Source organism: Sporosarcina jiandibaonis (assembly GCF_013184495.1).
Lineage (GTDB): Bacteria > Bacillota > Bacilli > Bacillales_A > Planococcaceae > Sporosarcina > Sporosarcina jiandibaonis.
In genome coordinates this window covers 56,595-82,641 of the sequence record NZ_JAAOIY010000001.1, presented here as the reverse complement: position 1 = coordinate 82,641, position 26,047 = coordinate 56,595, and the positions used below count along the sequence as shown (strand labels likewise).

Genomic DNA, 26,047 nt, shown 5'->3' with positions numbered 1-26,047 from the left:
CGTATCTAAGTCTGTCTAAACGTTATTATGTTACAATCGAAAAATAACCATTATGAAAGAGGTGAACAAAATGTGCCGAAACATTAAGACATTGTATAACTTTGACCCGTCAGCTACCGATGATGAGATATACGCGGCATCCCTCCAATATGTGCGAAAGGTTTCGGGTTTCAACAAGCCATCGAAAGCAAATGAGGAAGCTTTTAATCAAGCCGTTGAGGATATCGCCTTTTCCACGCAACAATTACTAAAAAAATTGGTCACAAATGCCACCCCGCGTAATCGAGAAATTGAAGCCGAACGTGCTCGAGCTAGGAACGAAAAGAGATTTGGAGTAAAGTGAAATTCTGATTCACATCTAGGATATTCTTAAATAATCAAGTATGCCCATCGCGCTCACTTGCATATCTAATTCGATTAAACTATAACCCTCATGATCATCAGGCACATTTTTTTCTCTTAGATGATTTCGTACACTTTCCAATAATCGACCGGCAAGGATTTCATGATTATTGCTTTCTTCACTAATCGATTCGGCTTCTTCCATAAAAATATCGAGCCATTTAGCTACTTGGCGAAGGGACATGTTCGGGTTACTCGTCATGCCAAAGTGGCCAAAGTAAATATAATCGAGATCAAGCATAAGCATTCGTTCAATTTCCTGTTGCATTGCGTCAGGGTCAAATTGATTTGGCGAAGTCGAAGGTAAATACAAATCGACACCATCGCGAATCAATTGTTCGTAACGAATGCCGACAGTATCCCCGGTAAACATGCCATTGCTGACTGGATCATAAATACTGAAATGGTGTTTTGCATGGCCTGGCGTGTCCAAGAAACTCAGCGTACAAGCCGGGCCAATTTCCAATTTATCACCGTCATCTTTAATAAGTAGGCGCTCTTCAGGTATCGCAACAACTGGGTCGAATAATTCCGAAAACCTTTCCCCGTATACCATCTTTGCTCCAGCTACCAATCTAGCAGGATTCGCCAAGTGCCTCGCTCCCCTTGGATGGACAACAACTTTAGCATTCGGACATTGCTCAAGAAGCAAGCCTGCCCCGCCTGCGTGATCCAGATGGATATGCGTCACGATAATATATTTCACTTGATCCAACGAAAACCCAAGTTTTCCCAACCCCTTCTTCACATGCTTCACCGATGGGCTCGGGCCTGTATCCACAAGCGTCAACGCCTCTTCATCAATCACATAAGTTCCCGTCCGTTCAGGTACGCCTAAGTCAAAACCATCAATCAAAAAGATTCTTTCATTTAATCGAATTGGCTCTTTATTATTCATAAATAAAACCTCCCATGATAATTGCAACATTATTCCAAAGAGTTCCATTATATTGTAGCAGACTTTTCCAAAAACATCTTATAGAATTTCATATTCCGAGAAAATGGAAAAATAAAAAAGGGCTTTCCTTTTAATCGAATTTATTTTTAAAAGGAATACGAAGGTTTTATGTTGAAATGAATCTATAGATTGCGGAATGTTTTATTTAAACTAATTTATAGAATTATGTAGAACTTACCAAAAGATGGGTGGGAATTTATATGAATAGATGTATTCTGCTAATGCTATTTTGTTTTATCTTTATTTTATCTGCTTGTTCTCAAAATGAAGAAGATACACAGGAATATTCAGGGATCATTAGTGATGGAAAAGCTTTTGGTTATGAGTACACCATAACAAAAGATCAAAATAAATTTTCTTGGAAGGTTGGCTACAATGGAGATATATTTATTATCGAAGAGATAGCTGCCTCTGAAGACGATTTAGTATATTATATGAATGCTGTAAATGATAGCAATTTGGCATTAGCAAAACTAATTTTATCGCTATCATACTTTCTAATTGTTACACTAACAACGCTTTTTCTCTATAAGAAAAATAGAAAAATGCTTAAAGATGGGTCTGTAATTATAACTATAGTAGCAGGTATTGCAATATATATTGCCTTCAAAGCATCAATTGATTTAAGTAGTTCATTAAAAGTTGCAAAATACTACTATTTAACAATCACTAATTAAATTGATAGGTGCTTTAGTAAAGTATATATACGTCAAAAACGCTCAAAATGGTGGCGACCCCCAAAAGTTAGAGTTTTTATTATGCAGTATGTCACGTAAAGCAACCTGCGCAGACAACGCTTCGATGGAGAATTTCTTTGGCATTTTAAAGCAAGAAATGTATTATGGGGAAAAACTAGTAAACTCATTAACTTTATACACTTTAATCCTAGCTCACGCATCAAGCGATACACTTTTTTATGATTAATACAATATCCCAGTTTCTGTAACTCCTTCGTTATCCGTTTATAGCCATAGCGTTCATGAAATGCCTGAAATAGGTGGGTAATGCGTTCTTTTAAATCGATATCTGGATCTATTTTCCCGAAGTTTTTGACATGATAGTGATAGGTTGCTTCAGGGATTCCCACAACCAAGAAAATATCCTTCAATCGGAATCCTTCTTCTTTAAGATCGAATGCCAATTTTGTTTGTGCTTTTCGTGGAAGACATTCGGATTTTCCCGAAAAGCTTTCAGCTTTTTTAGGTACGTATTTTCTAGCCTTAGTAGTTCATTCTCGCGTTCCAGCTCTTCTTCACGTGTTAACTTTTTTTCTTCCTTTATCTTTTGTTTATTGGGTTTTTTAGACATAGAAGGTCGCCCCTTTTGTTTTGGATTCAGGCCTTCTACTCCTTTTTCATGAAATTCCTTCTTCCAGCGTGTGATTAAGGAAGGGTTGTTCAAATTATATTGAACAGCAGTTTCTAAATAAGAAGCACCTGTGTTTAACATAAATTGTATCGTACTTAGTTTAAATTGAACAGAATACTTCTTGATCGTCTTTCTTCGTTTTAACCCATCCATTCCTTGAGACTCATAGGCTTTTACCCATGCACGTATAGATGTTTGGCTGCCCATATTATATTTCTTTGCCAATGATTGATATCCAATATTGCCATCTAAATACTCAGTGACCAGCTTTATTTTAAATTCCTCATTATATTTGGCCATAAAAAATACCCCCGAAAGTTAGATTCATTACTCTAACTTTCGGGGGTCGGTACCAATTCTGAGCGTTTTTATTTGCCATTTATATTGTTAATTAGCTGTTGAAAAATATGGAACTATATCTTTGGTGTCTTTTTCCAAAAATATTTATCCTTGATAGCTATTTTTACCCGTTTCGACTAATTCCTTCAATCCCATGAACATCAAATTCCAACCATGTTCAGATCCATCGTGAGATTCCTTAAGCGCTTTTTCGATATCAGCTTTTGTCCAATTTTCCTCATGCGGAACGATGATTTCTTGTGTGAATATCATTTCGCAACCCTGTGGAAGTTCGTTCAGATTAATCGTAATCGTGTCTACTGTTTCGCTAAACTGAGGCATTTCAAACGTGAACACCAACTTTTTCGAAGGATTAATTTCAAGGTACTCCCCAATGGCCCGGTAGTCTTTTCCATCGCGGCGGTCAACAATTTCCCATGTTCCGCCTACTTCAGGATTGTTTTTTGCTACCTGGTTGGTTCCTTCTAATGTAAATAACCACTTTTTCATCATTTCAGGGTTCAGCCAGGCATCGAAAACTTTTTCTGATGCTACATCGACATTTCTTGTCATTCTTAGAGTGGTTTTTGAATAATTGCTCATAAAATCTCTCCCCGTATTTTAATGGACTTGATTTTTTAAAAATAAACCGATAATCAACTCATTCTGTCAAATAGAGCTCCTTATCCCTCTTCCCGTGCAAGACATAATAAAGAGGAATCACAAGTACAATGAGGGCAACCATCGACAAATACAAACCTCCATATCCAATTAAGGGAACAAAAAATCCGAGAATGAAAGGACCTAATCCGAGTCCCAGTTCAAGGAAAATGAAGTAGGTTGAGTTTGCCAATCCCATTCTATGCGGCGGTGTCAGTTTTATCGCAATTGCTTGCGTACTTGATTGAAAATTGCCGTACCCTAACCCAATAATCGCAGCAGCAGCTAAAAAGGTAATACTCGATTGGGCTTGACTTAGCACTAACATTCCTATTGCGAATAATATAAGTCCGGGGTAAACAACGCTATTTCCCCCTTTTAAATCCATCAACCTACCTGTAAATGGTCGAGAAATTAATATGATTATCGCGTAAACAAAGAAATAAAAGCCGCCAGCTTGCACTAGATTTATTTCCTTAGCATAGGCGGCAATAAACGAAAGAATCCCAGAATAAGCAAATGCCCCGGCCAACATGACAACCGCAATCGGTATAGCTTTCGGTTCGAAGTAATTGGAAAGCTTAAATCCTTTGTTATCCGAACTTGTTTTATACTTGATTTTTGGCGCTTTGATAGGAAGCCCTATGACAAAACTAACAATACCCATTGCTAATGTAAAAACAAAAATACTTGAATAACCAACATAGTTGATCAATGCAATCCCGATTAATGGCCCCACAGCTGTTGACAATACAGCACTTAAACTAAAATAACCGATTCCCTCACCGCTTCTGGTAGACGGAATTACGTGAGCCGCAATTGTTCCGGTTGCCGTTGTTGCAAACCCGATTCCTATCCCGTGAAGAAAACGAATAGCAATTAAACCGTAAACGTTGGTAGGAAGGAAATAAAATAATGTCACAATGATAAATAATAAGGTGCCGCCCAATAATATTTTTCGGCTTCCCAGTTTCTCCATTTGTTTACCGGCAAAAAATCGCCCTGTTAATGCACCTAATATAAAAATACTTGCAACTAGGCCTGCCATGCTTGAAGATGCATTGAATTCTTCCGTCGCATATGTAGCCATTGTGACTAATAATAAATACATAGACAACATCAAAAAGAAGTTCACAACTGATATTGATATAAATTCTTTTGTCCATAATTTTTCTTTATTCATGCGTCCCATCCTCGTTAGTATTGATTCTGTCCGAGATTTTCCTTAATACGTCAGCGACCAATACTTGATCGGCTTCCGGTATCTCTTCCAGTAGATAGCTTTGATACGCGCTTAACTTCTCCTGTACTTGCTCACAAACAGTTTGTCCGTTTTCAGATAATCGGATAAACCTAGTGCGTTTATCTATTCCAGGCTGCGCTTCAACATAATCAAGCTCCGTTAATCTTTGAACCATTTTGGTAATTGTTGGTCTCTCGACATTGATGTATGTGGAAATATCACTAATTGTTTGCGCTCCATTGCGTAAAATAAAATGCATGATCGCCCACTGAGAACTCGTGAGACTGAATGGTGCTAGCTGTGCATTTATTTGATTTAAGTACGGTCGATACAATGCTGAATATGCGTAAAAAAGTTGCTTATGCGGTTTCATGAAATTGCCTGCCTTCATTTAATTAGTTTGTGAAACTAATTAATAGTATACCTTTATTTTTATTCAAAAACAAAAAAAGGAACCCGAAGGTCCCTAAATTAAATTGTGGTTATGCAACTTCTTTTTCCTGCTTAATAATTGTATAAACAATTCCGCCAAAGATGAGAAGAATTCCAATAGCTTGTAAATTAGTAGGTTTAAAATCCAAAATAATCGTATCAAGAAGAATCGCAACAACAGGATCCACAAACACCAAAGCCGATATGACAACCGTAGATAATTTACGCAAGCTATTGAAAAATAAATAATAAACAAACCCAGTATGTATCAAACCTGTCCCAATAATGTATAACCAATTTGAATCAGTCAACCCAATAAAAACACTGAAGTTCATAAACGGGAATAACATGAGAATTCCGATTGATGTTTGCACAAACGTCATTGCGTATGCACTAAGCCGCGTAACCCCTTTTCCAAGCAACATCGTCATTGCAAAGCATATTGCAGAAAGTATTGCCCAACCGAAACCCGAACTAACGAAATCGGTTAACGAATTGAAGTTTTGGATGCCGATTATTAACACGCTTCCCAAGAAACAAGTTACTATCGCCAATATTGATGTCACTGTCATCTTCTCTTTTAAAAACAAACCGCCAATAATGATTACAAAGATCGGCGCTAAATTATAGAGAGTAATCGTTATTGTAATCGACATTACTTCAAATGCTTTAAACAAAAACACCCAATTCAAAACTAAAAAGACTCCGCAAACAATCGTTTGCACGACTTCCCGCTTTTGCCAAACTTCGACCTTATGCAGACCGGAGATTAGCCAAAAGCCGCCTAAAAAGACAGTGGCACAAATGCAGCGAATAAACACTAATTCTACTGCTGGAATCCCTGTTTTGATTGTAAAAAAACCGATTGAACCAAAAATCGCCATCGCTAATGTCATTTGCAACATTGGAATTCTATTCACGTATATCACTTCCCTTGCTATACTTTCTAATTTTAAATTGGGAAATTAATAAAAACACCAACATCTACTACAATAATCGAATTGTATAGATGTCGATGCTTTAAAACGTTTATTTATTAATGAAACACGATCGTTTTGTTGTTTTTAACGATAATTCGATTCTCAAGATGCCATTTTACAGCTTTCACAAGAACGCGTCGCTCGATTTGACGCCCTATCTTTTTCAAGTCGCTCACATGGTCACGATGATCCACCCGCTCTACATCCTGCTCAATAATCGGTCCCTCATCAAGATCGTTTGTAACATAATGAGACGTGGCGCCAATCAGTTTTACACCTCGATCATATGCACGTTCATATGGCCCTGCCCCGATAAATGCTGGAAGGAATGAATGGTGAATATTAATAATTCGATTCTCAAAACGACTGACAAAATCAGGCGTCAAAATTTGCATATAACGCGCAAGAATTAGTAAATCAACGTTATATACTTCCATTAACCGGATTTGCTCGGCTTCGACTTCTTTTCGAATCTCTTTGTTCGCCGGAATATAATGAAATGGAATTCCTAACGCCTCCACCATGTCTCTTGCTTCTTCATGATTACTAATGACAACGACAATATCCGTATCCAAGTCGCCATTTTGCCATTCCCACAAAAGTTCTACTAAACAATGCGGTTCCTTTGAGACAAATATAGCTGAACGTTGACGTTCAATCGCATAGTTAAATTGAAAATCCATTGAATGGTTGTTAGCAATCAATTCAAAGTCCTTCTCGATCTGTGCCGCTTTATCCAATAGATTCTCGCAATGAAACTCAATTCGAATGAAAAAGGTTCCATTCTCTGGATCACTAGAATACTGGCTGGATTCAACAATATTTGCATTATGATTATGTAAAAACGTCGACAAAACCGAAACAATTCCTGGTTTGTCCGGACATTTCACTACTAGCCGCCCTAGATTTTCAAGTTGATTATTTTGTTTCTCCGATTTTTTATTCACTTTTGTACTAATAGACATTGCAAGTACCCTCTATTCCTATAGATAATAACTTCCTATTATGCAACATTTCGGGTTACTTCTCAAACAATAACCCTGTTAATATTAAGCTTTCGATTCAATTGCCGATTGAATTAAAGCTTTAAATTTTTCTGATTGGATCTCGTCTAATTTTTTGATTCGAATATGACGCATTTGCTTCCCTGTTCCTTCCAATAGATTGTCTTCATCTATAAGGCTTGCGCCAAAATAGAATCCTAGATTAACGTGATTTTTGGATGGTTGCAGGTAACAAATATTTTTTTGTATGCTGTAAGAAGGCATGCCCCACTTAATGTCCTCTGTGAAGTCTTCGGATGTTTCTAAGATAACGTTACGCAGGCAAGTTGTTATCTCTTGGATATTCTCTGGTAAAGCATCAATGAACTGATCAACTTTTTCGCTTTTCTTAGGTTTCATTTCAATACACCTCTTATATTTTTTATATGAGTTAACATCTAACCTACAATCTTCAGAAGGTCTGCCAGCTCATGGATTTCATATGTTGGCTCAATTTCCGAATTGTTTTCCTTATGATTCGGATTAAACCAGCAAGTATCAATCCCGTAATTCATTCCCCCACGAATGTCAGAAGTCAATGAATCACCTACAATCAATACTTTTCCTTTATCTTTAATTTGTAGCTTAGAAAACGCATAATCGAAAATTTCTTTTTCGGGCTTCTGGAATCCAACCTCTTCAGAAATAATAATATGCTCAAACATATTACTTAGGGGAGAACCTTCAATTCTTGACTTCTGCACATCTGTGAATCCATTTGTTATAATCGCCATCCGGTAACACGAAAGCTTGCCACATAATTCTACGGCTCCTTTAACGAGATGTGTTTTTTTACCCAAATATTCAAGATAAGCACAGCTGAATGCTTCTGCATTAATTTCAAGTTCATGCAAAAAGAATAATCTCCTAAATCTCTCTATCCCCAAATCAGTAATCGAGATATGTCCCTGTTCCAAATCTCCCCATAAAACTTTGCTAATTTCTTGGTAATCGGCTTCAAAATTAGCCAATCCCGTCGGCAACCCAAACTCTGCAAATGCTTTGTGTAAGGCCAGTTTTTCCGACTTAACGAAGTCAAACAACGTGTCATCAACATCAAATAATATAATTTCGTATTTCATAGCTGTCACCAACAATTATTTGAAACTCTTTTTTATTTTCGAAATCACATCAGAATCAATCGGATGCATGAAACTTTGATTGACGCGAATCCCGGAGCCAAAATGAATCTCTTCAACGCCTGTTGTTGCAATCAATGAAGATACCGAGTCAGCAGTCATGCCGTGCCCAGCCATGATTTTTACCGTCATATCTTTAGATTTTTCAACCAGCTTTTTAAGTTGTTCGACTGATTGAGGAGCAGGCGCGAGCCCACCAGAGGTTAACACCCTTCCGATTTGCGAGAAACTAGCGATAGTCTCCAACTCTTCCATCTGGTTTTCTACTCTATCGAAAGCGCGATGAAACGTCACGTCCATATCTTCAGCTATATCTAATAAACGTGACATCGCTTCCGTATCTACATTCCCATTCTTCGTTAATGCACCAATAACGATGCCGGCAACCCCGGCGCGTTTAATATGGAGAATATCGGCCGCCATAACAGCTAAATCACTTTCCTCATAATGAAAACTGCGGCTATGTGGCCGAATAATTACGTTTACTGGAATATCAACACCTGCAACAACCGCTTCTACTAATCCCAAACTTGGGGTTAATCCACCTTCAGACAAAGCAGCACAAAGTTCCAGTCGATCAGCACCCCCTCGCTCAGCAGCTACAGCATCTTCCAAACTTGTTGCGATCACTTCCAATATCATGTGCATCACCTTCCCTTAATATAAAACGCTTCTCACTTAAGAATGGATTATAACACATGTTTTGAAATGAGGATCCTCACAAATAAAAAACTAACCGTCCCCATTAAAAATTAATGGACCGGTTAGTAAGTTTATCAATATTATCCGCGAAGCTGTGCCCCAGCTTCACTTGTCAATGCTGCCAATACTTTCTCATGCGCTTTGACGACTTCTTCGTCTGTTAGTGTTCTTTCTGGGTCTTGATATTTCAAGGAGAATGCGACTGATTTCTTGCCGCTTTCTACGTTATCTCCTTCGTATAGATCAAATAGCTTAACACCAGTTAATAATTCGCCTCCAGCGCGTCGGATAACGTCTTCAAGTGCCCCAGCTGACGTATCACTCGAAACAACTAGTGCAATGTCTCGCGAGATTGACGGGTGACGCGGAACAGGTACGTAGAGCAACTCTTCCGTTTCGATGGAAAGGATTTTATCAAGATTCATTTCCATGACATATGTCTCTTTCAAGTCACGCTTATTTTGTTCCGTCGGATGAATTTGACCGATGAAACCAATGCGTTTATTGCCGTGATAAATATTTGCAGTTCTTCCCGGGTGCATTCCCTCTAGAACTGCCTGTTCGAATGTTAATTCATCGACAAGACCGAGACTATCCATCAGCCCTTCGACAATTCCTTTCAATACGAAGAAATCAACTTTTTTCGTATCTGCTTGCCACGCATGATCCACCCAATTTCCGGTGATGACTGAGGCAACATGAGCCGTTTCTTTTGGAAGACCATCTTCCTCTTCATCAAGGAATACGGAACTTATTTCATAAAACCCTACAGATTCATTTCTGCGGGCTACGTTATACGTAGCTACTTCTAGTAAATGAGGGATAATACTTTGACGGAGCGTGCTTCTTTCTTCACTAATCGGCATTAACAAGTTCGTAACCGGTGCTGTTTCAAGCGCATAGGTTTGAGCTTCTTTCGCTGATGTTAATGAATACGTTAACGTTTCGTATAATCCCGCGCCTTCTAAAAACGCCTTTACAGTTCTGCGTTTTTTCTGGTAAGGCGTGAGTCCGCCCGGGTTTGATTCGGTAATTGGAAGCGTCATCGGGATATTGTCATACCCATACATTCTAGCAATTTCTTCAATGATATCTTCTTTAATCCGGATATCTTGCCTGCGAGTTGGTGCATCAATAACTAATTGTCCATTAATCGCTTCAGTAGGAAACTTCAATCTCTCCAAAATCGAGAGCATATCTTCCAATGAAATTTTCATCCCGAGCCGGCTGTTAATGTAATCTGGTGAAATCGTAATTTGCACTGGCGTTTTGTCGAGTTCATCAATCATGACTGAACCTGCGAGCACTTCCCCATCCGCAAGTTCCGCGATGAGTTGTGCCGCCCGTTCAGCAGCTGCGACAACACGCTCCGGGTCCACGCCTTTTTCAAAACGCGTGCTCGCATCGCTGTGTAGCCCATGCTCTTTAGAGGTTCTACGTACAGTTGCCGGTGTGAAGTATGCAGATTCAATGACAACTGTCGTCGTTCCGTCGTGCACTTCCGAATTTGCTCCGCCCATCACACCTGCGATAGCAACCGGTTCAGCGCCATTTGTGATAACTAGTTGATGAGACTTCAATGTGCGTTCAGCTTCATCAAGCGTCGTGATTTTCTCGCCTTCTTCTGCAAGTCGCACTACAATTTCACCTGTCACAAGTCGATCGTAATCGAATGCATGAAGCGGCTGACCGTATTCGAGCAAAATGAAGTTCGTGATGTCAACGACGTTATTATGCGGACGAATGCCAGAAGCCATCAAGCGATTTTGAAGCCATAATGGAGATTCGGCAATTTTAACGTTTTTCACAACTTTTGCTACGTACATCGGATTTTCATCTTTCGCGTCAATGCGAAGCTTTAGCACGTCTTCTGCTTTTTCAGCAGATTCTTCATATGCAATTTCCGGCAGTTTCACTTCTTGAGATAAAATCGCGCCAACTTCATAGGCAACACCTAACATGCTTAAAGCATCCGAGCGATTCGGCGTCAAATCGAATTCGAGGACTGTGTCGTCCAACTCAAGAATTTTAAGCGCATTTGAACCTACAACCGCATCTTCAGGAAGAACGTAAATTCCTTCTGCATATTCTTTCGGAACAAGTCTGCCTTCGATTCCGAGTTCTTGCAGCGAACAAATCATTCCGTTTGATTCTACACCGCGGAGTTTCGCTTGTTTAATCTCAAATCCGCCCGGAAGAACTGCTCCGGATTTAGCAACGATCACTTTTTGCCCTTTGGAAACGTTCGGCGCTCCGCAGACGATTTGTGACGTTTCTGCTCCGATGTCAACTTGACAAACGTTTAGTTTATCGGCATCTGGATGTTGTACGCATTCGAGTACGTGCCCCACAACAACATTCGTCATGCCTTGTGAACGATTAATAATCGCGTCCACTTCGATTCCTGAACGTGTAATACTTTCCGCCAATTCAGGAGCGGGAATTCCATCTATATTTACATAATCTTTTAGCCATTCTGTAGAAACTAACATGTATTTTCCTCCTTATGCTTCTGTCCGGTGAAATTGCGATACAAAACGAACGTCATTCGTATAGAAATGACGAATATCTTCCACACCGTATTTCAACATTGCAATTCGCTCAGGTCCCATTCCAAATGCAAAACCTGTTACGACAGATGGATCATAGCCTGCCATTTCCAATACATTCGGATGCACCATGCCGGCACCTAGAATTTCAATCCATCCCGTCTTTTTACAAACGTTACAACCGTCGCCGCCGCATTTGAAGCAAGAAATATCCATTTCAACGGACGGTTCCGTGAACGGGAAGAAACTCGGACGCAAACGGATTTCACGATCATCTCCGAACATTTTCTTAGCGAATAAAGAAAGCGTGCCTTTTAAGTCGCTCATGCGAATATCATCGCCAATGACGAGTCCTTCAATTTGTGTAAACTGGTGAGAGTGCGTTGCATCATCGCTGTCACGACGGTATACTTTCCCCGGGCAAATGATTTTTATCGGCGCGCCGCCTTTTGCTTCCATCGTGCGAGCTTGAACAGGTGATGTATGCGTTCGAAGTAGAATATCTTCTGAAATATAAAACGAATCTTGCATATCACGCGCTGGATGCCCTTTCGGCAAATTAAGTGCTTCGAAGTTATAATAATCTTTCTCAACTTCAGGACCTTCGGCAACTTCGTAACCCATGCTGATGAAGAAATCCTCGATCTCCTCGACCACACGAGTCAACGGATGGTGATTTCCAGTGCGTGCAGGTCTACCCGGTAATGTAACATCGATAGATTCCTTTTCGAGTTGCTCGTTAATTGCGTCCTCTTCAAGCTTCGCCATGCGTTCTTCAAGTACTTCAGTAACAGTAGCACGAATGACGTTGACTAACGCGCCCATTTTAGGACGTTCCTCAGCCGGTAATTTCCCCATGCCTTTTAAAGCATCTGTAATCGGTCCTTTTCTTCCTAAATAAGCGACACGGACCTCGTTCAATTCTTTCACATTCGTCGCTTCTTGAATTTTCGCTAACGCTTGTTCTTTTAATTCATTCAACTGTTGTTCCATTTGGTCATGCTCCTTTCAAAATAAAAAGCCCCCGCCCCTATAAAAGGGACGAGGACGTAATTTCGCGGTACCACCCTGATTACCATACGTTAAATATAAACCGTATGATCTCTCAAATCGGATAACGGTCCGGTGCCGGCACGCCTTTATAGATTTCTCTAGTCCCGGCGGCAGCTCATGGGGTGAACATAAACAAACAAAACCGATTTGCGCTTTCAGTCAAGGCGCAAACTCCCTTTTGGTTCATCCTATTGTTTACTTTTCCCACTCAATGCTTTTTCACTTCAATTATTTTAAGTATACCTGATTGACAAAGGTTATTCAACAACATACCCTCTTGATTAGGCTTTGCGGTGAATAATTCACTTTGATTGGATTGTAGGGCGGCGACTCCAGCGGGAATAATGAATTTTCAAGCACACGCAATCAGTTACCACTTACTTCGCAGTATATGCATACAAAAGTATCCCCGTAGCGACAGCAACATTCAACGATTCAGCTTTTCCATACAAAGGAATTTTTACAACATCATCAGTTAATGCTAATAAGTCAGGATTTACCCCGCTTCCTTCATTCCCGACGATAATTGCGAACTTGGAGTCGATCTCGACATCTGAATAATTCGATGCATTATTAAGTCCAGTTCCGATGACTCGAATACCTTCAGCTTTCAAATTCTGAACCCACTGGACAAGGTCACCTCTTACGACCGGAATATTGAAATTCGAGCCTTGCGCAGCACGGACAGTTTTTGGATTATATGGATCCGCAGTTCCCTGCCCTAGAATGACCGCATCCATTCCCGCGGCATCAGCTGTCCGAATCATCGTTCCGACATTCCCCGGGTCCTGCACGGAATCAATTAATAATAATTTTGTCCAAGAGGAGTACATGCTTTCATCATATTCTGGTTGACGGCAATAGGCGAAAACACCTTGCGACTGTTCAGTTTCCGCAATCTCTTTTGCAACTGCATGATTGACTTCAACCATTTGCACGTTTTCCATATTCCAATTGGCCGGAAGTTCAACGCCTTCACGGACAATCAATGAAAGGACCGCTTCTTCCGATTTTAATGCTTCTTCAACAAGATGAAACCCTTCGACTAGAAATTCTTTCGAGTTATCTCGCTCTTTCCTTGTTAACACAAGTTTTTTCCAATGTTTCACGAGTGAGTTTTGGATTGATTCAATGCGCTTCATAAATAGATTTCCACCTTTTTCTTTTCAGTGTATCAAATAGCCGTATAATTGGCGATAAATGTGTACAAAATGATAGCGGGAGGCTGATGCTATGGATTTTCAAATTAGAGATGCAATCACAGCGAACATGACAAACAACTCGGCAGAAGATATTCGCGGAGTTGTCGAAGATGCCATCAAGCGAGGCGAAGAGCATTTATTACCAGGACTTGGAGTCTTTTTTGAAAAACTTTGGAATAGTTCAGGTGAACAAGAAAAGTCGAAAATGACGAACGATCTCGCAAAAGCATTTCAAGCTGGCTAAGAAAACAAAAGTCCATTTCATCAATTGAAAGTAAATTGATGAAATGGACTTTTTCTAATTCTGTGTTCTCCGTGCAAAATCAACAAATTGAAATTTATCGGGACGATGGCGCGACTCAGTATATTGAAATAAAGTTGTATCATCTAAATATACTACACTTTTAATAATGACAATATTTGAGTGTCCGTCTAAATCTAATAATTCCCGGTCCTCGTTAGTTGGCTCTTCTACTGTAATTTCTTTACGAGCATAACTGATTTTCAAGTTCAACTTGTTTTCCAAGTATTCATAAATGGAATCTTCACAGGCTTTCTTTGTCAATACAGGAACGATGCTTTTATTAAAATAATCTTTGTCTAAAATTACTTTTTCCCCGGATATTTCTCTGGTGCGCACTACTTTCCAGACTGTTTCTCCTGGTTCTACATCCAATTTATATTGCAGTTTTTCATCAGCCTCAATTAGTGATAACTCATTCACAATCGTCCTTGTTGGCATTTTTAAATTTGTTGCCAGCTCTTTGAAACTAACAATACCAGAAACAGGAAAGTCGAATTTATTTACATTGAGAATGACAGATCCTTTACCGCGCACTTTTTGAATATAGCCATTTTGCGCAAGCAAATCGAGTGCTTTTCGTATGGTTTCCCTAGACACATCATACTCCAATGTTAAACTATTTTCAGAAGGAAGCATTTCTGCTTCCCCCCAATAGTTATTTTTCGTTTTATCGACCAAGTCATGATAAATCGCTAAATATTTTTTCATTTGCGCAACCCCATTATTTTACGTAATACACAACTGATTCATAAGGTCTTAAAGTCAATTCATTCAGTGTACGTTCGGAATCCCGGTAATTCGAAATCAGAATTTCCACATTTTCATTATCACCAATATCGAAACCGACTGTTACTTCCTCACCGTAAAAATTGTTAACAACAAGGATTGTTTCATTCTCCCAATTTCTAGTATAAGCAAACACACTTCGATGATCTTCTAAAAGCATGTTAAAGTCGCCGTGTACAATTATAGGATACTTCTTTCTTAGCGCAATTAGCTGTTTATAGTGGTTAAATATCGAGTCTGGTTCCGATAATGCTTTTTCTGCATTTATCTCAGGATAGTTATGCGCAACTGAAATCCATGGTGTTTCAGTCGTAAACCCAGCATTTTTCTCAGCCGACCACTGCATTGGCGTTCTCGCATTATCACGTGATTTTTGCTGCAATATTCCGATGATTTCTTGATCTGATTTGCCATCGTTTTTCATAATTTGGTAAGCATTCAATGATTCAACATCACGATAATCACTAATATCGGTAAAATTAGGGTTCGTCATGCCGATTTCTTCACCTTGGTAAATATAAGGTGTTCCATTCATCATATGGACTGTTGTTGCAAGCATTTTTGCCGATTCAGCATGATAGTTCTGGTCATCACCTAATCTCGACACAATACGAGGTTGGTCATGGTTGCACCAAAACAGCGCATTCCAGCCTTTTCCTTCATGCATTCCAACTTGCCAGTGCGCAAGAATCTCTTTTAGTTGAATAAAATCAAACGGCGCTTTCGTCCATTTTTCCCCTTCAGGATAATCCACTTTCAAATGATGGAATTGGAATGTCATGTCTAATTCTTTTCGTTCTTCTTGAGTATACAGAATACAACTCTCAAGTGTCGTTGAAGACATCTCGCCTACCGTCATTAGCTGATTCGGTGAAAGGACTGCTTGATTCATTTCATGTAAATACTCGTGAATTTTAGGTCCGTCAGTATAGAATCTGCGGCCGTCCCCAATATCATCATTCGGGAAATCTTGATTTTTGGAAATCAAATTGATGACATCTAACCGGAATCCATCGATTCCTTTATCCGCCCAGAATTGAATCATTTCATAAAGCTTTTTGCGAACCGTTTCATTTTCCCAATTTAAATCGGCCTGCGTTTTATCAAACAGATGTAAATAATACTGACCGGTATTTTCATCATAACCCCATGCAGATCCGCCGAATTTAGACTGCCAATTATTCGGCTCTTTGCCGTCAACCGGATCTTTCCAAATATAAAAGTCACGGTATTCATTGTCCTTGGAGCTAGCGGACTTTTTAAACCACTCATGTTCAGTGGAAGTATGATTAATCACAAGATCCATAATTAGTTTCATGCCGCGTTTATGGGTTTCTTCTAGCAATTCTTCAAAATCTTCCATCGTGCCGAATGACTCATCGATTGAATAATAATCACTGATATCATACCCATTATCATTTTGCGGTGACTGATAGACAGGCGTTAACCAGAGAACATCTACACCTAATTCTTTCAGATAATCTAATTTTCTTGTGATTCCTTTTATATCGCCTGTTCCGCTTCCCGTTGTATCCATAAAACTTTTCGGATAAATTTGATAAACGACGGCATCTTTCCACCAAGCATTACTCATTTAACAAACACCTCAATAATCTAGTTGTATATTAGTCTTTCTTCCGTTTTGCAATCAAAAATGTTATGACAAATGGAACTACGATAACGATGACCATTCCGATGATAAATGAAACCCAGCCACTTGGAATTATCGAGAATATTCCAGGGACCCCGCCAACACCAATTGAAGTTGCGAGTACTTTTTGGAACGTAATAAATGCGGCTGCAATTGCTGAACCGATTATGGCCGCTATAAATGGATATCTGAAACGTAAGTTCACTCCGAACATCGCCGGTTCCGTAATACCCAACCATGCGGAAATTCCAGATGTCCCGGAGAGACCGCGCAGTCTTTCATCTCTCGTTGCAAGCATCATCGCAAACGCAGCAGATCCTTGTGCGATATTTGATAAAGCCAGTATTGGCCATAAGAAAGTCGTTCCCGTACTCCCGATTAACTGTAAATCTACTGCTAGGAACGTATGGTGCATGCCCGTAATGACTAAAGGTGCGTAAATTGCTCCATACACTAATCCGCCAATTAGCGCATACGAATCAAAGATAGCTACTAAGCCATCCGTAATAACATTACCAATGACAAATGTGATTGGACCGATAATAATAAAAGTTAAAACACCTGTCACTAGTAATGCGATTGGTGCTACGACTAGTAATTGCAATGAATCAATAACTCGTTTTCTAAGTCCGATTTCCAGTTTTGCTAATATCCAAGATGCAAATAATACAGGTAATACTTGACCTTGATAACCAATTTTATTAATTTCTAAACCGAATAGATTCCATGTTGGAATACTGCCCTCAGCTAGTGCTGATCCATAAGCCCATGCATTCAGTAAATCAGGGTGGACTAAAATTAATCCCAGTACTACCCCTAATATTTCACTTCCGCCAAATCGTTTGACGGCCGACCAACCGATTAAGGCAGGTAAAAAGACGAAGGCAGTATTCGCGATGATATTAATCATATCCGCTACGCCGACCCATTGCACATGGACATCAATAATTGATTGTGTTTTATAGAAAATTCCTTTATTCGTGAGAATGTTGTTTATTCCCATTAATAATCCAGCCGTAACGATTGCTGGTAGAATTGGTATGAATATATCTGCTAACGTTTTGATTGCACGTTGCAGAGGATTTTGTTTTTTGGCAGCAGCGTCTTTCACTTCTTCTTTAGTAGCTTCGCCTATACCGCTCTCTTTATTCATAGCAGCATATACTTTATCGACCGTTCCTTGACCGATGACCACTTGATATTGGCCATTTGCAGAAAACGTTCCTTTGACAATTTGTAAATCGCTCAACGCTTCTGAATCCACTTTTGACTCATCATTTAATGCAAAACGCAGCCGGGTGACACAATGTGTAACAGCAGCAATATTATCTTTACCACCAACAGCTTCGACTATCTGCTTGGCTTCTTTCGAAAATTCCATTCTTATTCCCCCAAATTTTTATTTTAAGTGTACTGTTAATAATTTTGTTTCGCCGGCAACAACAGATGATTCTTCAGTAACCGTAAACGACTCGACGACATCGCCGTTAGTTAACGTGATCGGAGTTACGAGACTGTTTGCATTCTCCTTAACAAAATCCATATCAAACTTGACGAGTTTATCGCCTGCTGAAACTTTATCACCTTGTTTGACAAATGCTTCAAACCCTTCTCCGTTTAACGCGACTGTTTCCAAACCGATATGAACTAAGACTTCAAGTCCGGACTTCCCGCGTAAACCGATTGCGTGTTTAGTAGGGAATAATTGAACGATTTCTCCATCAAATGGAGCCACTACGATTCCATCGGTAGGCATGATTGCAATACCGTCTCCTAACATCTTTTGAGAAAAAACAGGATCTGGAACCTCCTCAAGCTGTACGACTGAACCTGTAAGCGAAGCCATAATTGTTTCTTCTTTTACAACTTCTTTTTTCCCGAATAATTTTTTCAACATTTACATCTCTCCTCTACTTGTCTATACATGTATTGCTTTTATTATAACTTGTATATACATGTTGTGCAACCGCTTCCACCTATATTCCAGAATTTACATTTCTCTTTCTATTTCCTTATTTCTGTTTTCATAAACAATTAGTGAATTGGTCAGGATTATTCATGAAGCCAGCGTATGCCGGGACGGGAAGGACCCAGGCAGGCAATAAAAAAAAGCAAACCATTTTTCAACGGTTTGCTTTTTCGCTATTTCGGTATGACTGGAAGTACGACATGGGAAGGATATTCAGCCCCATGGTATATCGTTTGTTTTGCGGGAATCATTTCTACTGTATCCAGCGTTGTGTCACCCGTACCTGGATTCACATCAAATCGCGGGAAATTACTTGATGCGATTTCGATTCGGATGCAATGTCCAGGTAAAAATACATTGCTCGTTGCCCACAAATCAATTTCGTATTGGACGATTTCGCCTTTGAGGCTCGTTTCTTCTGAATCCCCATTGCGGTACTTTGCACGTACAATCCCATCAGTGAGGTTATAAGCACGACCATCGGGTAAAACATCAACTAATTTTGCTGTAAAGTCCGTATCGGCAGCATCAGAAGACGCCCATAGATTGACTTTCACCCAGCCCGTCACTTCTAGCGGTTCTGTTAAAGGTTCTGATGTGTAAACTACGACGTCTTCCCTTTTTTCAATCTCTCTTTGATCTCGAGGACCATTATTTCTTCCTTTGAAAAATAATGTGCCGCCTCCGAGACTAGGAACTGGATTATTCGGATTATGAATATAGTAATCTTTTTGTACTTCATCAGCAGGCTTTTCGAGTAATCGACCTGAATTCATATCTGTATTTGCGCGACCATCACTTTGAAAGTAAAAAGGCGTATATACTGTACGTTTCAACGGCCATTCTTTTTCCGATCGCCATTCGTTTATGCCCATTACAAATATTTTTACGGGGTCATCGTTTTCATTGAGACTCGTATTGTTTCCCTTTAGCCAATGGTCGAACCATTCAATATGGAGAGTCGTAATATCAGCTTCCCCTTCTATCGAATTTCCTGAGCTATTCACTCCATAGAAGCGTTCTCCAATGTCCGAGTCGAATTGGCCATGCGCCCACGGTCCAATGATCAATTTTTGATTGTTTTTCGAACTTTGCATTTCCTCATAATTCGTTAATGTAGGTGCCAAGTGGCTGTCATACCATCCCGCCAAATGATAGGCTGGTATTTCAATTTTCCTGCGTTTTTCATTCTCTGCAACTTTTTCTGCAAGAAGTTTATTCCCTAGTTCTTGATTTAAATACTTATTAACGAGCTTCGCCAATTCTGGGTGTTTGTTAATTGGCGGCCACTTTTTAAATGGTTTATGTTTATACCACTCATCAATATTATTTAAATCATGACTGATTTCCTGCATTGTTTCTTCGAAATTGCCGCTTCCCACTCTTTTTAAATAATCGGGTGCAATCGAATCGAGCATCCATGTTTCAATGAACGCCAACTCATAAACACCATTTCTATAAAACAAATCATTTCGCGACAAGCTTCTAGTCTGTGCGGGAAATATTGCCTTGAGTGAAGGCGGTCGTTCAAGTGCTGCATACAATTGCGTAAAACCGTAATAAGACAAGCCGAACATCCCGACATCGCCAGTCGAATAAGGCAGTTTCGCTGCCCATTCAACTGTATCGTAGCCATCCTCTAGTTCTTGTATATAAGGTTCAAATACTCCTTCTGAAGCAAATCGTCCCCGAACGTCTTGAATAATGACGACATACCCATTCATCGCAATTCGTATCGGGTCGATGTATCGATGGGAAAACTCTGGAAGGTTTTTATTATAAGGTAGTCTAGATAATAAAACAGGAAATTGGCCATCGCCTTGGGGTCGATAGATATTCGCATATAATGTGACCCCATCCCTGACTGTGCAAGGAACTTCCCTTTCAACAATTATTTCTCTGTACTCACTCATGAAAACACTCCTATTATTTACCGATCATTTCATTCACTTTATCCTGATTGTTATCAATCCACTCGCGCGCAACATCTTCCGGCTCTGCACCGTCTTCAATCGCTACGATCATTGCTTCAAGATCATCAATGTCGATGCTCCAATTGCTTAAAAATTCATATGCTTCAGGTGCTTCTTCTTTCAGACCCGCATTCGTGATGACGTGGATATCTGGAATACTGAAGTAACCTTTAGGATCTTCGATTACTTTGATGTCCATTTTATTAAACATCGTATGAGGCCGCCATCCGTAGAATACAACTGGCTTTTTCTGTTCGATTTGACGTCTTCCTTGGGCAATCATACCGCCTTCAGAAGAATTTACTTGTTTCATATCCAAACCGTATCCTTCTATCAAGGAATCAATAATTTTAGCCGCGTTCCCGCCTGCTTCAACTCCATAAATTTCATTGTTAAACAAATCTTCCTTGCCTTTTAAATCTTCGATGGAATTAATATCTTCCATATATGTCGGTACAACTAAACCTGACGCGGCACCTGAAAAGCTAATTGCTGTATCTTCCACTTTTCCTTTATATTTTTCCAAGTGCACTTCGTGGCTCGGCATCCATGAGTCCATATAAACATTGATATCGCCGCGTGATAAACCGATGTAAATACTGCTGACATCAGCATTTGTTTCTTTTACCTTATACCCCATATCTTCTAAAATCAATCGTGCAATTTTTGTCGGAGGCACCGTACTTGTCCATGGTGTTACACCAAAAGTGATTGTTTGATCTTTTTTGGCCGATGACTTTTCATCATTTTTCTTATCTTCGGACGAACATGCAGCCAATACTACAACAAGTAAAACTGTCATTAAACCGAATAAAAACTTCCTCATCAAAATCTCTCCTTCAAATTATGATTTTTGACCTAACTTTTGCGTGATGCGATCTAAGATGATCGCTAACACAACTATTGCTAACCCGCCTGTTAACCCAAGTCCCACATTTACCGTTGAAATTCCAGTTAATACGGTAGTACCAAGACCTGGTGCCCCGATCATTGAAGCAACAACAGCCATGGATAAAGCTAACATGATGGATTGATTGACCCCTGCCATAATTGTAGGCAATGCCAATGGTACTTGTACTTTAAACAGCAATTGTTTTGAGGTCGTACCAAATGCTTTGGACGCTTCAATGACATCTTCCGGCACTTGTTTAATTCCCAATGTTGTCATTCGAACTGCGGGCGGTGCCGCAAAAATAAAGGTTGCAATTACTGCTGGCACATTTCCAAGACCGAATAATAAAATTGCTGGAATCAAGTAAACAAAACTGGGTAGCGTTTGCATAAAATCCAAAATTGGTCTAACAATATTATCTACCGTTTTGTTAAGCGCACTAAAAATCCCGACCGGAATCCCGACTAGAACGGAAATTATCGTTGAAACGATGACAATTGAAAAAGTTTGCATGGATTCTACCCATAAATCGACGGATCCGATGAAAAGCGAACCAATCAAGGTGAATAATGCCATTCCTTTTCCTGCTATTTTCCAAGACAAAAAAATAAGGACCAGCACTATGAGTTCTGCTGGTATCCAAATTAAAAGATTTGTCACACCATCGATCAATGAACTTAATACTTTACTTATTTGATCAAAGAAGCCGCTCAAGTAAGGCAGGAGCCAATTATCCACGAAATTATTGGTCCATTCTTCTAGTGGAAAATCAAAATAATTCATTTCGCTTCCACCCCATTTTCTTTACTCTCTTTACCTAGTACTAGTCCGGAAAGAATGGAAACACGCGAGATGATACCAAGCAATTTTCCATCTTCAACAACTGTCAGTGGATATTTTGTTTGTGCAGCAATCTCGATAAGATCGCTTAATGGAGTATCTGGAGCTGCCTTGTACAAATCTTCGATTAATAGCTTTTCCACCAAAATATCCTCTTTGTATGCTTTAATCGCATCATCGACAGTTAAAAGACCCTGGAGTTTATTTTCCTCATCAACTACAAAGATGCTGGATGCGCCAATTTCCTCCATTTTACGTACTGCCACTCGCGGACCGTCTTTCTGTGTCATAAGAACTTCTGGCTTTTTCATAACATTAGATGCTTTTAATACTTTAGAGCGGTCTACATCTCGCACAAATTTTGACACATATTCATTGGCCGGATTTTCTAAAATTTCTTCTGATGTACCAATTTGGACAATCTGGCCTTCTTTCATGATAGCGATGCGGTCGCCAAGCTTTAGTGCCTCATCTAGGTCATGCGTGATAAATAAAATCGTTTTGCCAAGTTTGCTTTGCAGATTCATCAGCTCATCTTGCATTTCTTTACGGATAATCGGGTCTAGCGCACTAAAGGCTTCATCCATTAATAAAATATCAGAATCATTCGCAAGAGCGCGCGCAATTCCGACACGTTGTTGCATTCCACCACTTAATTCACTCGGATAGCTGTCTTCATAGCCTTTTAAACCAACATCCGCGATTACTTTCAACGCTTTCGCTTCACGTTCTTCTTTATTGACATCTTGAATTTCCAAGCCATAAGCGACATTACTTAAAACAGTCCGATGAGGAAGCAATCCGAAGTTCTGGAACACCATTCCTAACTTTTTCCGTCTCGTTTCAATGAGTGATTTGGAATCCATTTTCGTTAGGTTTTCCCCGTCAATGAGAACTTCACCACTTGTCGGCTCGATCAAACGATTTACAAGTCGAATTAATGTTGATTTTCCACTTCCGGACAATCCCATGATTACGAACACTTCACCTTCCCGTACCGAGAATGTTGCCCGGTCAACTCCAACAGTCATGCCGGTCTTTTTAAGGATTTCATCTTTTTGTTCTCCGTTCTCCAACAGTTGCAAGCCATGCAGCGGCTGAGAACCAAATACTTTTGTTAAATTTCTAATTTCAATCTTCATCCATAAATCTTCTCCTATCTAAGTGTTCAACCACGAGCGTTCATCGGCGAATGCCAATTGTTCTACCTACTTGTTTCGGGATTGTTACCTGTTTATCTGATTGTGATAACTTTTCAATGGTTGTGGATATCGGAGAAGGAAATGATGCAGCTTTTCCTTCCTTCGTATCGATTCCCATTAACATTTGTTCACTCGTAGCAATGATATCGCCACTATTATTTTTCATCGTGAAAAAGATATGTATCCGTTTGTCATCAACATCTAGTAATTGAGCAAACACTTGAAGTTCTTCCCCTTCATTTGCTTCTTGCAAATAGCATAGGTGGGTTTCCAACGTGAAAATCGTATAAGCATGCTTTTCCCGCGCATCTTCATCCAACCCTATAAAATCCATAAACGCATCCACTGCTAAACTAAACGCTTTCGCATAAGCAGCATCGTTCATATGACCGTTATAATCGACCCATTGTGATTGTACAGTACTTTGAAAGACAAAAGAATTATGTTCCATTTAAAACACCTCATTCCAATTATTAGACAGTCACTTTATTTGGCTCATGCCAATACTCTTCTACTAGATTAAGCAATTTCACGAGAAACTCATTTCGTCTCTCTTCTAGATCAGCTATTGACACTTCCCCTGCATGGGTTTCACAACCTTCAATAACCTTTTCCTTTAAGTCCTCTGTTAATTCTGGCGCTTCTAATTTAGTCCACGGAAGCTTAAGTGCTGGACCAAATTGTTCAAGCATATGACGCATCCCTTTATCTCCGCCAGCTAAATGGAAAGTCAGAAATGGCCCCATTTGCGCCCAACGGAGTCCTGCTCCGTAAATAATCGATGCATCAATCTCTTCAGTTGTTGCAATTCCATCATTCACCAAATGTAGCGATTCACGCCATAGCGCTTCCATTAACCGGTCCGCCACATGTCCTTCGATTTCTTTTTTGATAATGAGCGGCTTCATTTCGACTGCCTTATAGAATAATTTTGCTCGTTCCATAATTGAAGGAGATGTTGCATGCCCCGCCACCAATTCGACTAACGGTAAAATATAAACAGGATTAAATGGATGCGCCACGATTAAACGCTCCGGGTGGTGAAGCCCTTCTTGCAAAACGCTTGGCATTATTCCTGATGTACTAGAAGCGATAATTGCTTCAGGTTTCGCAAATCTATCAATCGCTTGCAAAACGCTTTTTTTCAGTTCTTCTCTTTCCGGAACATTTTCTTGGATTAAATCAGCATCCATTACAGCCTCTTCAATTGTCGAAGCAAAGATAACCCGATCGGCAGATGCATTTGATGCTAACCCCATTTGTACTAAAGAAGGCCATGCCCGTTCAATAGCTAAGCGCGTTCTTTCTTCCGCGCCTTCGCTCGGATCAAAAGCGCCAACTTTGTATCCTTGAGCTAAAAACCGCGCAATCCAACCGTTTCCAATTACACCTGTGCCAATCACAGCAAGTATTTTGATAGGTTTTAAGTTTACAGTCATTATTTAACACCTCCGTGAGGGTTTCTTAATTCGTAGTAAACTCGGGCTTCTTGAGGTGTCATTACTTCGATGCCATTGCTATGCAACATTTCAACCGCCTTCTCAACGAGTTGTTCGTTACGTGCAGGCACCCCTCTGGTTAAGTATAGGTTGTCTTCCAGACCGACGCGGATATTCCCGCCTAGCATTGCGGTTTGCATAGCAATTGGCAATTGCATCCGACCGATTCCAAATGCGGACCAATGCGCGTTTTCGGGTAAACGATTTTTAAAGTACATGATTGTTTCAACATCCGCTTCCGCGCCCCAAGGAATTCCTAGACAAAATTGAAACATTGGATCTCCATCGATTAAACCTTCATCAATTAATTGTTTTGCAAAACGTAGATGCCCTGTATCAAAACATTCTAATTCAGGCTTCACGCCGCTTTTTTGAATCAGCATTGCATGTTCTCTCAACCAATCAGTAGGGCTCATATAAATCATATCGCCGAAGTTAACACTTCCACAGTCCAGTGTGCACATTTCAGGCAGTAGTTGTCCTACTGGCTTATGACGTTCTTCAGGGGTTTGAATGAATGTTCCATTTCCACCCGCGGCCGGCGTATCTAAACTAGGTATGAAATCGCCTCCGCCGCCTGCCGTGATATTTATAACAACATCGACTTCTGAATCTCGGATGCGATCAACTATCTCACGGTAATGTTCAATGTCATGGCTTACTCCACCTGTTTTCGGGTCACGTGCATGAATATGGGCGACTGTTGCGCCCGCTTTCGCCGATTCAATAGCTGAGTTCGCAATCTCTTTCGGCGTTACTGGCACCAAATCGCTAATTCCAGTCGTGTCTCCTGCCCCTGTGACTGCTGCTGTTAATAATACTTTGTTCTTCATATTATCTCCTCCGATACCTTTTTCAAAG

The 26,047-nt window shown here is 40.0% G+C and carries 27 protein-coding genes, 1 pseudogene and 1 other annotated feature; of the genes and pseudogenes, 3 read left to right on the top strand and 25 right to left on the bottom strand.

Going from position 1 to position 26,047, the window contains the following annotated elements:
• The first annotated feature begins 70 nt into the window (after positions 1-70).
• On the top strand, positions 71-343 hold the full coding sequence (locus G8782_RS00415) for a DUF2277 domain-containing protein (protein ID WP_172368948.1): 273 nt from the start codon (positions 71-73) through the stop codon (positions 341-343).
• A 15-nt stretch (positions 344-358) separates the two neighbouring features.
• On the opposite strand, the gene G8782_RS00410 is transcribed toward G8782_RS00415, so the two are convergent.
• Complete coding sequence (locus G8782_RS00410; RefSeq protein ID WP_172368947.1) at positions 359-1,300, bottom strand: MBL fold metallo-hydrolase; 942 nt, start codon at positions 1,298-1,300, stop codon at positions 359-361.
• 260 nt (positions 1,301-1,560) lie between these two features.
• On the opposite strand from G8782_RS00410, the gene G8782_RS00405 reads away from it, so the two are divergent.
• On the top strand, positions 1,561-2,037 hold the full coding sequence (locus G8782_RS00405) for a hypothetical protein (RefSeq protein WP_172368946.1): 477 nt from the start codon (positions 1,561-1,563) through the stop codon (positions 2,035-2,037).
• Positions 2,038-2,291: 254 nt separating this feature from the next.
• Here the strand turns inward: G8782_RS00405 and G8782_RS18745 are convergent.
• The 13 genes and pseudogenes from G8782_RS18745 to G8782_RS00340 form a co-directional block, all read right to left on the bottom strand.
• A pseudogene (locus tag G8782_RS18745) lies at positions 2,292-2,447 on the bottom strand (IS3 family transposase); the annotation flags it as partial.
• Between the two features lie 17 nt (positions 2,448-2,464).
• Positions 2,465-3,028 carry a helix-turn-helix domain-containing protein gene (locus G8782_RS00395; protein WP_172368944.1) on the bottom strand — a complete coding sequence of 188 codons (564 nt, stop codon included), beginning with the start codon at positions 3,026-3,028 and terminating at the stop codon, positions 2,465-2,467.
• 144 nt (positions 3,029-3,172) lie between these two features.
• Positions 3,173-3,670, bottom strand: coding sequence for an SRPBCC family protein (locus tag G8782_RS00390; protein WP_172368943.1), 498 nt, complete (start codon positions 3,668-3,670; stop codon positions 3,173-3,175).
• Positions 3,671-3,728: 58 nt separating this feature from the next.
• Entirely contained in the window at positions 3,729-4,910 is a 1,182-nt protein-coding gene (locus tag G8782_RS00385) for an MFS transporter (RefSeq protein WP_172368942.1), read from the bottom strand.
• The gene (locus tag G8782_RS00380; RefSeq protein ID WP_172368941.1) at positions 4,903-5,343 is read right to left on the bottom strand and encodes a MarR family winged helix-turn-helix transcriptional regulator; all 441 of its coding nucleotides are present in this window, start codon (positions 5,341-5,343) and stop codon (positions 4,903-4,905) included. Before G8782_RS00380 ends, G8782_RS00385 begins: the two co-directional genes overlap by 8 nt.
• A gap of 109 nt (positions 5,344-5,452) precedes the next feature.
• Positions 5,453-6,307 carry a DMT family transporter gene (locus G8782_RS00375; protein WP_172370161.1) on the bottom strand — a complete coding sequence of 285 codons (855 nt, stop codon included), beginning with the start codon at positions 6,305-6,307 and terminating at the stop codon, positions 5,453-5,455.
• A gap of 131 nt (positions 6,308-6,438) precedes the next feature.
• Positions 6,439-7,347 (bottom strand): formyltetrahydrofolate deformylase, encoded by a 909-nt coding sequence (gene purU / locus G8782_RS00370; protein WP_172368940.1) that lies wholly within the window; start codon positions 7,345-7,347, stop codon positions 6,439-6,441.
• Positions 7,348-7,431: 84 nt separating this feature from the next.
• Positions 7,432-7,785, bottom strand: coding sequence for a DUF1801 domain-containing protein (locus G8782_RS00365; protein ID WP_172368939.1), 354 nt, complete (start codon positions 7,783-7,785; stop codon positions 7,432-7,434).
• 38 nt (positions 7,786-7,823) lie between these two features.
• On the bottom strand, positions 7,824-8,507 hold the full coding sequence (locus G8782_RS00360; RefSeq protein WP_172368938.1) for a YjjG family noncanonical pyrimidine nucleotidase: 684 nt from the start codon (positions 8,505-8,507) through the stop codon (positions 7,824-7,826).
• A gap of 15 nt (positions 8,508-8,522) precedes the next feature.
• A complete protein-coding gene (locus tag G8782_RS00355) occupies positions 8,523-9,212 on the bottom strand; it encodes a copper homeostasis protein CutC (protein WP_343034894.1) in 690 nt (229 codons plus the stop codon).
• 134 nt (positions 9,213-9,346) lie between these two features.
• Positions 9,347-11,758 carry a phenylalanine--tRNA ligase subunit beta gene (gene pheT, locus G8782_RS00350; RefSeq protein WP_172368937.1) on the bottom strand — a complete coding sequence of 804 codons (2,412 nt, stop codon included), beginning with the start codon at positions 11,756-11,758 and terminating at the stop codon, positions 9,347-9,349.
• Positions 11,759-11,770: 12 nt separating this feature from the next.
• Positions 11,771-12,808, bottom strand: coding sequence for a phenylalanine--tRNA ligase subunit alpha (pheS, locus tag G8782_RS00345; protein ID WP_172368936.1), 1,038 nt, complete (start codon positions 12,806-12,808; stop codon positions 11,771-11,773).
• Positions 12,809-12,849: 41 nt separating this feature from the next.
• Positions 12,850-13,089 (bottom strand) — a binding site (T-box leader).
• Positions 13,090-13,245: 156 nt separating this feature from the next.
• Positions 13,246-14,010, bottom strand: a complete 765-nt coding sequence (locus tag G8782_RS00340) for a TrmH family RNA methyltransferase (protein WP_172368935.1) — start codon at positions 14,008-14,010, stop codon at positions 13,246-13,248.
• A gap of 91 nt (positions 14,011-14,101) precedes the next feature.
• Here G8782_RS00340 and sspI point away from each other — a divergent pair, with 91 nt between their 5' ends.
• Entirely contained in the window at positions 14,102-14,314 is a 213-nt protein-coding gene (gene sspI / locus G8782_RS00335; RefSeq protein ID WP_172368934.1) for a small acid-soluble spore protein SspI, read from the top strand.
• 54 nt (positions 14,315-14,368) lie between these two features.
• Here the strand turns inward: sspI and treR are convergent, their stop codons facing one another.
• The 11 genes from treR to G8782_RS00280 form a co-directional block, all read right to left on the bottom strand.
• On the bottom strand, positions 14,369-15,082 hold the full coding sequence (treR, locus tag G8782_RS00330; RefSeq protein ID WP_172368933.1) for a trehalose operon repressor: 714 nt from the start codon (positions 15,080-15,082) through the stop codon (positions 14,369-14,371).
• Between the two features lie 13 nt (positions 15,083-15,095).
• Positions 15,096-16,754 carry an alpha,alpha-phosphotrehalase gene (treC, locus tag G8782_RS00325; RefSeq protein WP_172368932.1) on the bottom strand — a complete coding sequence of 553 codons (1,659 nt, stop codon included), beginning with the start codon at positions 16,752-16,754 and terminating at the stop codon, positions 15,096-15,098.
• 31 nt (positions 16,755-16,785) lie between these two features.
• Positions 16,786-18,192, bottom strand: a complete 1,407-nt coding sequence (treP, locus tag G8782_RS00320; protein ID WP_172368931.1) for a PTS system trehalose-specific EIIBC component — start codon at positions 18,190-18,192, stop codon at positions 16,786-16,788.
• A gap of 18 nt (positions 18,193-18,210) precedes the next feature.
• A complete protein-coding gene (locus G8782_RS00315; protein ID WP_172368930.1) occupies positions 18,211-18,708 on the bottom strand; it encodes a PTS sugar transporter subunit IIA in 498 nt (165 codons plus the stop codon).
• A gap of 245 nt (positions 18,709-18,953) precedes the next feature.
• A complete protein-coding gene (locus G8782_RS00310) occupies positions 18,954-20,693 on the bottom strand; it encodes a CocE/NonD family hydrolase (protein ID WP_172368929.1) in 1,740 nt (579 codons plus the stop codon).
• Between the two features lie 13 nt (positions 20,694-20,706).
• Positions 20,707-21,579 carry a glycine betaine ABC transporter substrate-binding protein gene (locus G8782_RS00305; protein WP_172368928.1) on the bottom strand — a complete coding sequence of 291 codons (873 nt, stop codon included), beginning with the start codon at positions 21,577-21,579 and terminating at the stop codon, positions 20,707-20,709.
• 18 nt (positions 21,580-21,597) lie between these two features.
• Positions 21,598-22,428 carry an ABC transporter permease gene (locus G8782_RS00300; RefSeq protein WP_172368927.1) on the bottom strand — a complete coding sequence of 277 codons (831 nt, stop codon included), beginning with the start codon at positions 22,426-22,428 and terminating at the stop codon, positions 21,598-21,600.
• Positions 22,425-23,627: a quaternary amine ABC transporter ATP-binding protein gene (locus G8782_RS00295; RefSeq protein WP_172368926.1), complete on the bottom strand. Its 1,203-nt coding sequence runs from the start codon at positions 23,625-23,627 to the stop codon at positions 22,425-22,427. The genes G8782_RS00300 and G8782_RS00295 overlap by 4 nt, the downstream gene beginning before the upstream one ends.
• Positions 23,628-23,667: 40 nt before the next feature.
• Positions 23,668-24,138, bottom strand: coding sequence for a thioesterase family protein (locus G8782_RS00290; RefSeq protein ID WP_172368925.1), 471 nt, complete (start codon positions 24,136-24,138; stop codon positions 23,668-23,670).
• A gap of 22 nt (positions 24,139-24,160) precedes the next feature.
• Entirely contained in the window at positions 24,161-25,126 is a 966-nt protein-coding gene (locus tag G8782_RS00285) for a 3-hydroxyacyl-CoA dehydrogenase NAD-binding domain-containing protein (protein WP_172368924.1), read from the bottom strand.
• Positions 25,126-26,019, bottom strand: a complete 894-nt coding sequence (locus G8782_RS00280) for a beta-keto acid cleavage family enzyme (protein WP_172368923.1) — start codon at positions 26,017-26,019, stop codon at positions 25,126-25,128. Before G8782_RS00280 ends, G8782_RS00285 begins: the two co-directional genes overlap by 1 nt.
• Positions 26,020-26,047: the final 28 nt, after the last annotated feature.

Bases quoted from the DNA above. Each gene is read 5' to 3' on its own strand.
- pheT (WP_172368937.1), bottom strand. From the start codon at position 11,758: ATGTTAGTTTCTACAGAATGGCTAAAAGATTATGTAAATATAGATGGA.
- G8782_RS00365 (WP_172368939.1), bottom strand. From the start codon at position 7,785: ATGAAACCTAAGAAAAGCGAAAAAGTTGATCAGTTCATTGATGCTTTA.
- G8782_RS00310 (WP_172368929.1), bottom strand. From the start codon at position 20,693: ATGAGTGAGTACAGAGAAATAATTGTTGAAAGGGAAGTTCCTTGCACA.
- G8782_RS00390 (WP_172368943.1), bottom strand. From the start codon at position 3,670: ATGAGCAATTATTCAAAAACCACTCTAAGAATGACAAGAAATGTCGAT.
- G8782_RS00375 (WP_172370161.1), bottom strand. From the start codon at position 6,307: ATGTTGCAAATGACATTAGCGATGGCGATTTTTGGTTCAATCGGTTTT.
- G8782_RS00385 (WP_172368942.1), bottom strand. From the start codon at position 4,910: ATGAATAAAGAAAAATTATGGACAAAAGAATTTATATCAATATCAGTT.
- G8782_RS00340 (WP_172368935.1), bottom strand. From the start codon at position 14,010: ATGAAGCGCATTGAATCAATCCAAAACTCACTCGTGAAACATTGGAAA.
- G8782_RS00305 (WP_172368928.1), bottom strand. From the start codon at position 21,579: ATGAGGAAGTTTTTATTCGGTTTAATGACAGTTTTACTTGTTGTAGTA.
- G8782_RS00315 (WP_172368930.1), bottom strand. From the start codon at position 18,708: ATGTTGAAAAAATTATTCGGGAAAAAAGAAGTTGTAAAAGAAGAAACA.
- G8782_RS00355 (WP_343034894.1), bottom strand. From the start codon at position 9,212: ATGCACATGATATTGGAAGTGATCGCAACAAGTTTGGAAGATGCTGTA.
- G8782_RS00295 (WP_172368926.1), bottom strand. From the start codon at position 23,627: ATGAAGATTGAAATTAGAAATTTAACAAAAGTATTTGGTTCTCAGCCG.
- G8782_RS00360 (WP_172368938.1), bottom strand. From the start codon at position 8,507: ATGAAATACGAAATTATATTATTTGATGTTGATGACACGTTGTTTGAC.
- G8782_RS00290 (WP_172368925.1), bottom strand. From the start codon at position 24,138: ATGGAACATAATTCTTTTGTCTTTCAAAGTACTGTACAATCACAATGG.
- pheS (WP_172368936.1), bottom strand. From the start codon at position 12,808: ATGGAACAACAGTTGAATGAATTAAAAGAACAAGCGTTAGCGAAAATT.
- G8782_RS00285 (WP_172368924.1), bottom strand. From the start codon at position 25,126: ATGACTGTAAACTTAAAACCTATCAAAATACTTGCTGTGATTGGCACA.
- G8782_RS00415 (WP_172368948.1), top strand. From the start codon at position 71: ATGTGCCGAAACATTAAGACATTGTATAACTTTGACCCGTCAGCTACC.
- G8782_RS00410 (WP_172368947.1), bottom strand. From the start codon at position 1,300: ATGAATAATAAAGAGCCAATTCGATTAAATGAAAGAATCTTTTTGATT.
- treR (WP_172368933.1), bottom strand. From the start codon at position 15,082: ATGAAAAAATATTTAGCGATTTATCATGACTTGGTCGATAAAACGAAA.
- G8782_RS00300 (WP_172368927.1), bottom strand. From the start codon at position 22,428: ATGAATTATTTTGATTTTCCACTAGAAGAATGGACCAATAATTTCGTG.
- purU (WP_172368940.1), bottom strand. From the start codon at position 7,347: ATGTCTATTAGTACAAAAGTGAATAAAAAATCGGAGAAACAAAATAAT.
- G8782_RS00280 (WP_172368923.1), bottom strand. From the start codon at position 26,019: ATGAAGAACAAAGTATTATTAACAGCAGCAGTCACAGGGGCAGGAGAC.
- sspI (WP_172368934.1), top strand. From the start codon at position 14,102: ATGGATTTTCAAATTAGAGATGCAATCACAGCGAACATGACAAACAAC.
- G8782_RS00395 (WP_172368944.1), bottom strand. From the start codon at position 3,028: ATGGCCAAATATAATGAGGAATTTAAAATAAAGCTGGTCACTGAGTAT.
- G8782_RS00380 (WP_172368941.1), bottom strand. From the start codon at position 5,343: ATGAAACCGCATAAGCAACTTTTTTACGCATATTCAGCATTGTATCGA.
- treC (WP_172368932.1), bottom strand. From the start codon at position 16,754: ATGAGTAATGCTTGGTGGAAAGATGCCGTCGTTTATCAAATTTATCCG.
- treP (WP_172368931.1), bottom strand. From the start codon at position 18,192: ATGGAATTTTCGAAAGAAGCCAAGCAGATAGTCGAAGCTGTTGGTGGT.
- G8782_RS00405 (WP_172368946.1), top strand. From the start codon at position 1,561: ATGAATAGATGTATTCTGCTAATGCTATTTTGTTTTATCTTTATTTTA.